The sequence below is a fragment of the Actinosynnema sp. NPDC037264 genome, assembly GCF_055603705.1.
Window position 1 is genome coordinate 92,241 of record NZ_JBVJVK010000021.1, and the last position, 8,444, is coordinate 100,684.

Sequence of the window (8,444 nt, forward strand, 5' to 3'; positions counted from 1 at the left end):
GCCCAGGCTAGAGGTCGGCCAGGGCGGTGATCGGGGACTCCACGCAGTCCGCCACGAACCGCAGGAACCCGCCCGCCGTGCCGCCGTCGCACACCCGGTGGTCGAACGCGAGCGTCAGCTGGGCGACCTTGCGCACGGCGAGCTGCCCGTCCACCGCCCACGGCCGGTCGATGATGCGGCCGATGCCGAGGATCGCGGCCTCCGGGTGGTTGATGATGGCGGCCGAGCCGTCGACGCCGAACACGCCGTAGTTGTTGACGGTGAACGTGCCGCCGGTCATCGCGGCCGGCGTGAGCTTGCCTTCGCGGGCCGACGCCGTGTGCGCGGCGATGGCGGACGCGAGCTCCGCGGTGGTCAGGGACTGGGCGTCCCGCACCACCGGCACGACCAGGCCGCGGTCGGTCTGGGCGGCGAAGCCGAGGTGCACCTGGTCCAGGACGACGATCTCGTCGCCCTCGACCCGGGAGTTCAGCTCGGGGAACTTCTTCAGTCCCAGCACGGTGAACCGCGCGAGCAGCGCGAGCAACGACACCGTCGGCAGCGCGGCGCGTGCGGCGAGGAAGTCGGTGGCGTCGACGTCCACCCACACGGTCGCCTCGGGGATCTCCCGGCGTGAGGTGGCCAGCTTCTCCGCGACCGCGCCGCGCAGGCCGCGCAACGGGATGCGACGGCCACCGGTGGGTGCGGGGTCGGGCGTGGCGCGGGCGGCGAGCTCGCGTTCCACGTCCGCCCGCCGGATGACGCCGCCCGGTCCGGTGCCGGCGATCCGGTCGAGCGCCAGGCCGTTGTCCCGCGCGAGCTGCCGCACGAGCGGGGAGATCACGGCGGGTGCGGCGGCGGTGCGTGCAGCGGGGATCGTCGCCCGTTCGGGTGTCCCGAGCGGTGAACTCGGGTGCGCCGGAGGGAGGACACCCGTGTTCTGCGCGTTGGACCCGCGAGGGCGGCGTCGGCGGCGCGGGGTTTCGGAGGTGCCGTAGCCGATCAGGACGTTGCCGCTGCCCGACCGCTCCGGCTCGCCCACGGTGAGCAGCACCGAGCCGACGGCCAGCTTCTCCCCCGGCTCGCCGAACCGCGCGCTCACCACGCCCTCGTACGGGCACGGCACCTCGACCACGGCCTTCGCCGTCTCCACCTCCACCACGGGCTGGTCGATCGACACCTGGTCGCCGACCGACACCAGCCAGGTGACGATCTCGCCCTCGGTCAGCCCCTCGCCCAGGTCGGGCAGCCGGAAGTCAGGCACCGTAGCTCCCCACGACCTCGTCGTCCCACTGCAGCCGGGCGATCGCGTCCAGGATCCGGTCGACGCCCGGCAGGTGGTGCTCCTCCAGCTTCGGCGGCGGGTAGGGGATGTCGAACCCGGTCACCCGCAGCACGGGCGCGTGCAGGTGGTGGAAGCACCGCTCGGTCACCCGCGCCACGACCTCCGCGCCGTAGCCGCCGAACCCGGACGCCTCGTGCACGACCACCGCGCGCCCGGTCTTCACCACCGAAGCGCACACCGTCTCGTCGTCGAACGGCGCCAACGACCGCAGGTCCACGACCTCGACGTCCCAGCCCTCCTCCGCCGCCGCCTCGGCCGTCTCCAACGCCGTCGCCACCATCGGCCCGTACGCGATCAACGTGACGTCACGCCCGGTCCGCCGCACCAACGCCCGGTCGAACCCGATCGAGCCGGACGGCGACGACAGCGCGCCCTTGGCCCAGTACCGCCGCTTCGGCTCCAGGAAGATCACCGGATCCGGCGAGTCGATCGAGTCGCGCAGCAGGCGGTAGGCGTCGTCGGGCGTGCCCGGCGTGACGACCCGCAACCCGGGCGTGTGCGTGTAGTAGGCCTCCGACGAGTCGCAGTGGTGCTCGACCCCGCCGATGCCGCCGCCGTACGGCACCCGGATCACCACGGGCAACGACACCCGGCCGCGCGTGCGGTTGCGCAGCTTGGCCAGGTGGCTGGTGATCTGCTCGAACGCCGGGTACGCGAACGCGTCGAACTGCATCTCCACCACGGGCCGCAGCCCGTTCATCGCCATGCCGATCGCGGTGCCGACGATGCCGGACTCGGCCAGCGGCGTGTCGAAGACCCGTTGCTCGCCGAACCGCGCGGCCAGCCCGTCGGTCACCCGGAACACGCCGCCGAGCGCGCCGACGTCCTCGCCGAACACCAGCACGGTCGGGTCGGCGGCCAGCGCGTCGGCCAGCGCCCGGTTCAGCGCGCCGGCCATCGAGACCTGGGACTCCTGTGCGACGACCGCGGTCATGCCAGTTCCTCCCGCAGGGCCGCGGCCTGCTCGCGCAGGTGGCGGGGCGTGGTCGCGTAGACGTGCTCGAACAGGTCCTCCGGCGAGGGCACGACGTCGATGTTCAGCTTCGCCCGCACGGACGCCGCGAACTCCTCCGCCTCGGCCGCCACCGCCGCGCGCCGCGCGTGGTCCAGCAGCCCCCGTGAGGTCAGGTACGCCTCCAGCCGGTCCACCGGGTCGCGGTCCAGCCACGCCGCGACCTCGTCGGACGTGCGGTAGCGGGTGGCGTCGTCGGCGTTGGTGTGCGCTTCGATCCGGTAGGTCAGGGCCTCGATCAGCGTGGGCCCGCCCGACTCCACCGCCTCGCGCACGACCGCGTGGACGGCGGCCACGTCGTTGCCGTCCACCAGCACGGACGGCACGCCGTACCCGACGCCCTTGTGCGCCAACGACGGCGCGGCGTTCTGCTTGGCCATGGGCACGCTGATCGCGTAGCCGTTGTTCTGCACCAGGAACACCACCGGGGCCCGCCACACGCCGGCGAAGTTCAGCGCCTCGTGCGTGTCGCCCTCGGACGTGGCGCCGTCACCGAGCATGACCAGCGCGGCGGTGTCCTCGCCCTTGAGCCGGGCCGCGTGCGCGAAGCCCACCGCGTGCAGCGTGTTGGTCGCCAGCGGGGTGCACTGGGGGCCGACGCGGTGCTCGTAGGGGTCGTAGCCGAGGTGCCAACCGCCTTGCAGCAGCGTCAGCGTCTCGGCGGGGTCGACGCCGCGGGTGACCAGGGCGACGGAGTCGCGGTAGGTCGGGAACAGCCAGTCGTCGGGGCGCAGCGCGAGCACCGCGCCGACCTCGCACGCCTCCTGGCCGCGTGACGACGGGTAGACCGCGAGCCTGCCCTGCTTGGTCAGGGCGGTGGCCTGGGTGTCGAAGCGGCGGCCGACGACCATCCGGCGGTGCAGTTCGAGCAGCACGTCGTCGTCGGGCATGGACAGCGGCGAGTCGTCCACCGGCGTGCCGTCCTTGCGCAGCAACGACAGCGGCTCGTCACTGGGCAGCAACGTCCGCTCGGGCGCGCTGGTGCGGGCCATGGGCTCCTCCGGGTCTCTCACTGTCTCACTGGGCGAGATGGAGGGCATGGTCCAGCTCACAGGGGCCAAAGTTCCAGATCCCGGCCCCGAATCCGGACGAACGGCCGCGCGGACGGGTTATCGTCGGCCACATGACGGCCCGGGCTGGACATTCGGCACCGCTCGACGAGCTCGACCGGCGCATCGTGGAGGAGCTGCGCGCGGACGGGCGGATGTCGATGCGGTCCTTGGCGGAGAAGCTGCACATCTCACGGGCGAGCGCGTACTCGCGGGTGGAGAGGCTGCACCGGGACGGCGTCGTCACCGGGTACACGGCGGTGGTCGACCCGGAGCGCTACGGCTTCGGCATCTCCGCCTACGTCTACCTCAAGATCAGCCAGCACTCGTGGAAGGCGGTGCGGCGGCGGGTGATGGAGATCCCCGAGGTGTGGCACGGCGCGCTGGTGTCCGGCGACTACGACCTGGTGCTGCTGGTGCGCGCGCCGGACGCGCACAGCCTGCGCGACCTGGTGCTGTCGCGGTTGCAGACGATGCCGGACGTGACGTCCAGCCACACCGTGCTGATCCTGGACGAGCTGCCCGCCGGCGGCGACGGTCACCAGCCGAAGTTCTGAGTCCAGTAGATGCCGTAGGAACCGCCGCGGGCCATGCCGACGCCCAACGTCTTGAGCTTGCAGTTCAGGATGTTGGCGCGGTGGCCCGGCGAGTCCATCCAGCCCTTGATCACGGCCTCGGCGGTGCGCTGGCCCGCGGCGATGTTCTCCGCGCCGGGCGCGGGGTGGCCGGCGGCCTTGACCCGGTCGACGAAGCTGCGGCCGTCCTGGGAGACGTGGTCGAAGTAGTCCTGGGCGGCCATGTCGGCGCTGTGCGCGCGGGCGGCGGCGGCCAGCCGGTCGTCGGCGGCCAGCGCGGGGCAGCCGTTCGCGGCGCGTTCGGCGTTGGTGAGCTCGAACGCCTTGGCCTCGGCCAGCTCGACCTCGGTCTTGGTCTTGGTGGGCGCGGCGGGCGCGGGCGGCGGGGCCGGGACCTGGGCCTGCTTCGGCGGCTCGGCGGTGGTCGTGGTCGTCGTCGTGGTGGTGGCCGGCGGCGCCTCCGACGTCGTGGCGGCGGACGAGGACGGCGTGGTCTCCGGCGCGGTGGTCGCGGTGGTCGGCACGGCGTTCGGCTGCGGCGTGGTGCGGACCGTGGCGGTGGCGCTCGCCGCGACGAGGGCCATCCCGTCGGGGTGCTCGCACCCGGCCAGGGCAAACCCGGCGAGGACGACGGCGACGGGCAGCACACTGCTCTTGCGCGACACGCGGAAAACCTCAATCTGCATTCGGCGGTATTCGGGCGCGGCGACCGCGGGTGCGCTTCTTCGCAGGGTAAGCGCACGCGGCCGCCGCACCGAAGTGGGAACCGGGCGGACCGGGCAAGGGTGGGAGCGCCGCGGCCGACCTCAATTCCGTGAATAACTTTATCCGGGAATGCGGAACTGTCAACAGCCGTTTATTTAAGGAACATTTAAAGGTCGCATCAGGTGCGGAAAAGGGACCGCGGGTCAGACTGGCTCTTCCGCGCGGCCCAGCCGGAGCTGGACCCGCGTGCCGCCGAGCGGCCCGCGGTCGACCACCAGGGAGCCGCCGGTGGCCTCCGCCGCCCGGCGGGCGATGTCGAGGCCGAGGCCGGTCGAGCCCGCGCCGCTGCTGCCGCGCCGCAGCGCCGCTTCCAGGTCGTCGATGCCCGGCCCGGCGTCCTCGATCACGATGACCACGCGTTCTGGCTGGTGGAACAGCGCGACGACGAACCCGGCGCCCTCCGGCGTGTGCCGGAAGACGTTGCCGAGCACGGCGTCCATCGCGGCGGCGAGGTCGCTGCGGGTGAGCGGCACGAACGCGGGCCGCTCGGTGCCGCGCAGGTTCCACAGCCGCTGCTGGTCGTCGGCGAGGGCGGACCAGAAGACCAGCCGGTCGTGCACGACCTGGGCGGCGTCGCACCGGCCGCCGTCCGGGTCGTCCAGCTCGCGGCGGGCGGCCCGGATGAGTTCGTTGACCTCGCGTTCGAGCGCGTGCACGGCCTGCCGGACGCGGTTGGCGCCGGGGTCCTGGCCGAGGGTTTCCGAATCGAGCCGCAACGCGGTGAGCGGTGTGCGCAAACGGTGCGAGAGGTCGGCCAGGATTTCGCGTTCACCGGCCACCAGTTGGCCGATCCGATCGGCCATCCGGTTGAACGCCGCGCCCGCGTCGAGCAATTCCGGCGGACCACTCGGCGTGACCCTCGTGGCGAGATCGCCCTGGCCCATTTTGCGCGCGCCCTCGGCGAGGGCGGCGGAGGCCTTGACGACCCGCGCGCCGAGGCGGTCGGCGACCAGCACCGAGCCGAGCACGAGGACGACGGCGACGCCGCTGAGCGCGAGCCAGGCCTGCTCGACGCCCCGGGACAGCTCGGCGCGCGGCACGAAAGCCTCGACCACGGCCACCCGGCCCTCCCCCAGCAGCACGGGTTGCAGGTGCACGAGACCGGCCGGTATCGGCTCGGTGGACGCCAGGCCCTGCTCGCGGGCGGTGCGGATCTGCTGGTCGGTCGCCACGGGCACGCCGACGATCTCGCCGTCGGCCAGGTGCACGGCCACCCGGCCGGCACTGGCGGTGAGGGCCTGGCCGACGGACGCCGGGTCGGAGGTGATCACCAGGACGGGGGTGAGCGCGCCGGCGAGGCGTTCGGCGTCGACGAGCGCGCGGTCCTCGGCGAGCTGGCGCACCACCAGGGCGAGTGGGATCAGGAACGCGAGCGCCACCATCGAGGTGACGGCCAGCGAGACGAGGGCGAGCGACTTCCTCACTCGGCCGCCGTGAGCTTGAACCCGACACCGCGCACGGTGTGCAGGTAGCGGGGTTGGGCGGCGCGTTCGCCGAGCTTGCGGCGCAGCCACGACAGGTGCACGTCCAGCGTCTGGTCGTCGTGCCTGCCGGGCAGGTTCCACAGGTTCGCCAGCAGCTCGGCGCGCGGCACCACCTTGCCCTCGCGCGCGGCGAGGTAGGCGAGGAGGTCGAACTCCTTGCGGGTGAGGTTGAGCTCGCGGCCGTCCAGGCGGGCCTCGCGGCGGTCGGGGTCGACGGTGAGGCGGCCGATCCGGAACGCGGCGGGCGCGGCGTCCTTGCGCGCGCGCCGGAGCACCGCGGAGAGCCGGGCGGCGAGGTGCTCGCTGGAGAACGGCTTGACCAGGTAGTCGTCGGCGCCGGCGTTGAGCAGGCGGACGATCTCGCTCTCGTCGTCGCGGGCGGTGGCGACGATGACCGGCACGTCGCACACGCCGCGCATCATCCGCAGCGCGTCCGCGCCGTCCATGTCGGGCAGGCCGAGGTCGAGCACGACCAGGTCGAACGCGCCGCCGGTGATCTCGCGCAACGCCTCCAACGCGGTGCCGACGGGCAGCACCGCGTGCCCGAGCCCGGTCAGCGCCTGGGTCACCGCCGACCGCACCACCGGGTCGTCCTCGACGAGCAGCACCGAGACCATGGCGCGCACCGTAACGCGATCGGGTGTGCTCCTCGCCGCTCCCCCGGCGCTACCCGCGCACCGACCCGGCCGTGCGCCCGGCTTCGGCGACGAACAGGCCGTCCAGCAGGACGGGGATCGCGCGGTGCGGGTCAGGCGTCCGGTCGACGGCCGCCTGGAGCATCGTCAGCACGACCACGACGTCGTCGAGCACGATGTCGTGGCGCAGGTGGCCCGCCGCCCGGGAGCGGTCGAACGGCCCGCGCAGCACGTCCAGCAGTCGGCGGACGTGGCCGCGCCGGTCGGGCTCGGGGAACCGGCGCAGTTCGTCGACCAGCGGGCGCATCGACACCTGGTAGGCCATCACCGCGTGGAGCAGCGCGCGGAAGGCGGCGGGGTCGTCGGCGTCGCGCTCGGCGGCGGCCACCAGCAGGCCGAAGTGCTTGCGCGCCACCGTGAGCAGCAGCGTGCGGCGGTCGGGGAAGTGCCGGTACACCGTCGCCTGGCCGAGGCCGGTGAGGCGGGCGATCCGCGCCGGTGACGGTGTCGTGCCGCCGACCACCAGCTCCTCGGCCGCGCGGAGGATCGACGCCCGGTTCCTCAGGGCGTCGCTGCGGCGCGGAACGGTCATGGCGGCACCCCGACGAAGCAGTCCAGGTTACTCGCAGGTAATGAGAATAACACCGACTGTGATCCCTCGGAACGCCTTCGTAACGTCGTCGCCCTGCTGCCTTCACGCAGGTGATGTCTCGAGGAAGGACTGGACGTGCGCGGACGTCTTCTCAGGGTCGTGTGCGCGGTGCTGCCCGCCGCCTTGGCCGCCATGCTCACCTCGACCGCGGCGCAGGCCGCCGCCCCGGTCGACTACGTCGCCCTCGGCGACTCGTACTCCTCCGGCACGGGCGCGCCGCCGTACCTCAGCGGTTCGTGCTACCGCAGTTCCCGCGGGTACGCCCAGCTGTGGGCGAACACGCACGAGGTGTCGTCGTTCAAGTACGCCGCCTGCGGCGGTGCGACCACGCAGAGCATGACCGACCAGTTCGCCTCGCTCGACGCGGGCACCGACCTGGTCTCGATCACCATCGGCGGCAACGACGTCGGGTTCGCCAACACCATGATCACCTGCGTCACGGGCAGCGACACCAGCTGCGTCAACGCGGTGAACGCCGGCATCGAGACCGCGCGCACCACGTTGCCCGGGCGGCTGGACGCCACGTACGCCACGATCCGCGACCGCGCGCCGAACGCCGCCGTGGTCGTGCTGGGCTACCCGCGCCTGGTGGAGCCGAACGGCACGTGCATGAGCGCGACCAAGCGTGCGGCCCTCAACCGGGGCGCCGACGACCTGCACACCGTGATCTCGGCCCGGGCCGCGGCCGCCGGCGTCCGCTACGTCGACGCCCGCGCCCACTTCGCGGGCCACGGCGCGTGCGGCAGCTCGCCGTGGATCAACTCGTTCTCCCTGTTCCGCCTGGTGGAGTCGTTCCACCCCAACGCCACCGGCTACGCCCAGGGCTACCTGCCCCTGCTGAACTCCGCCACCTCCTGACCCGCGCGTGGGGGGGGGGGGGGGGGGGGGGGGGGGAGGGGGGGGGGGGGGGGGGGGGGGGGGGGGGGGGGGGGGGGGGGGGGGAGGTGT

General features: G+C 73.2%; 9 protein-coding genes. 2 read left to right on the top strand and 7 right to left on the bottom strand.

All coding sequences use genetic code 11. The annotated features are described in order from the left end of the window. Positions 1-7: 7 nt before the first annotated feature. Genes ACZ7GX_RS23435 through ACZ7GX_RS23445 form a run of 3 tightly spaced genes read right to left on the bottom strand, consistent with a single transcriptional unit; the run spans position 8 to position 3,328 of the window. A complete protein-coding gene (locus ACZ7GX_RS23435; protein ID WP_498779494.1) occupies positions 8-1,243 on the bottom strand; it encodes a dihydrolipoamide acetyltransferase family protein in 1,236 nt (411 codons plus the stop codon). Beyond that, positions 1,236-2,258: an alpha-ketoacid dehydrogenase subunit beta gene (locus ACZ7GX_RS23440; protein ID WP_498779495.1), complete on the bottom strand. Its 1,023-nt coding sequence runs from the start codon at positions 2,256-2,258 to the stop codon at positions 1,236-1,238. The genes ACZ7GX_RS23435 and ACZ7GX_RS23440 overlap by 8 nt, the downstream gene beginning before the upstream one ends. Further along, positions 2,255-3,328, bottom strand: coding sequence for a thiamine pyrophosphate-dependent dehydrogenase E1 component subunit alpha (locus ACZ7GX_RS23445; protein ID WP_498779497.1), 1,074 nt, complete (start codon positions 3,326-3,328; stop codon positions 2,255-2,257). The genes ACZ7GX_RS23440 and ACZ7GX_RS23445 overlap by 4 nt, the downstream gene beginning before the upstream one ends. 131 nt (positions 3,329-3,459) lie before the next feature. On the opposite strand from ACZ7GX_RS23445, the gene ACZ7GX_RS23450 reads away from it, so the two are divergent. Continuing rightward, complete coding sequence (locus tag ACZ7GX_RS23450; protein ID WP_498779499.1) at positions 3,460-3,942, top strand: Lrp/AsnC family transcriptional regulator; 483 nt, start codon at positions 3,460-3,462, stop codon at positions 3,940-3,942. On the opposite strand, the gene ACZ7GX_RS23455 is transcribed toward ACZ7GX_RS23450, so the two are convergent. The 4 genes from ACZ7GX_RS23455 to ACZ7GX_RS23470 all read right to left on the bottom strand — a co-directional run bounded on the left by ACZ7GX_RS23455 (position 3,924) and on the right by ACZ7GX_RS23470 (position 7,436). After that, positions 3,924-4,625: a CAP domain-containing protein gene (locus ACZ7GX_RS23455; protein WP_498779501.1), complete on the bottom strand. Its 702-nt coding sequence runs from the start codon at positions 4,623-4,625 to the stop codon at positions 3,924-3,926. The two genes, ACZ7GX_RS23450 and ACZ7GX_RS23455, sit on opposite strands and share 19 nt — an antisense overlap. 243 nt (positions 4,626-4,868) lie before the next feature. Then, on the bottom strand, positions 4,869-6,149 hold the full coding sequence (locus ACZ7GX_RS23460; protein WP_498779503.1) for a HAMP domain-containing sensor histidine kinase: 1,281 nt from the start codon (positions 6,147-6,149) through the stop codon (positions 4,869-4,871). Next, entirely contained in the window at positions 6,146-6,826 is a 681-nt protein-coding gene (locus ACZ7GX_RS23465; RefSeq protein WP_498779505.1) for a response regulator transcription factor, read from the bottom strand. Before ACZ7GX_RS23465 ends, ACZ7GX_RS23460 begins: the two co-directional genes overlap by 4 nt. A gap of 49 nt (positions 6,827-6,875) precedes the next feature. After that, positions 6,876-7,436: a TetR/AcrR family transcriptional regulator gene (locus ACZ7GX_RS23470; protein ID WP_498779507.1), complete on the bottom strand. Its 561-nt coding sequence runs from the start codon at positions 7,434-7,436 to the stop codon at positions 6,876-6,878. 135 nt (positions 7,437-7,571) lie between these two features. Between ACZ7GX_RS23470 and ACZ7GX_RS23475 the strand changes: the two genes are divergently transcribed. Further along, entirely contained in the window at positions 7,572-8,354 is a 783-nt protein-coding gene (locus ACZ7GX_RS23475; protein ID WP_498779508.1) for an SGNH/GDSL hydrolase family protein, read from the top strand. Positions 8,355-8,444 lie beyond the last annotated feature (90 nt).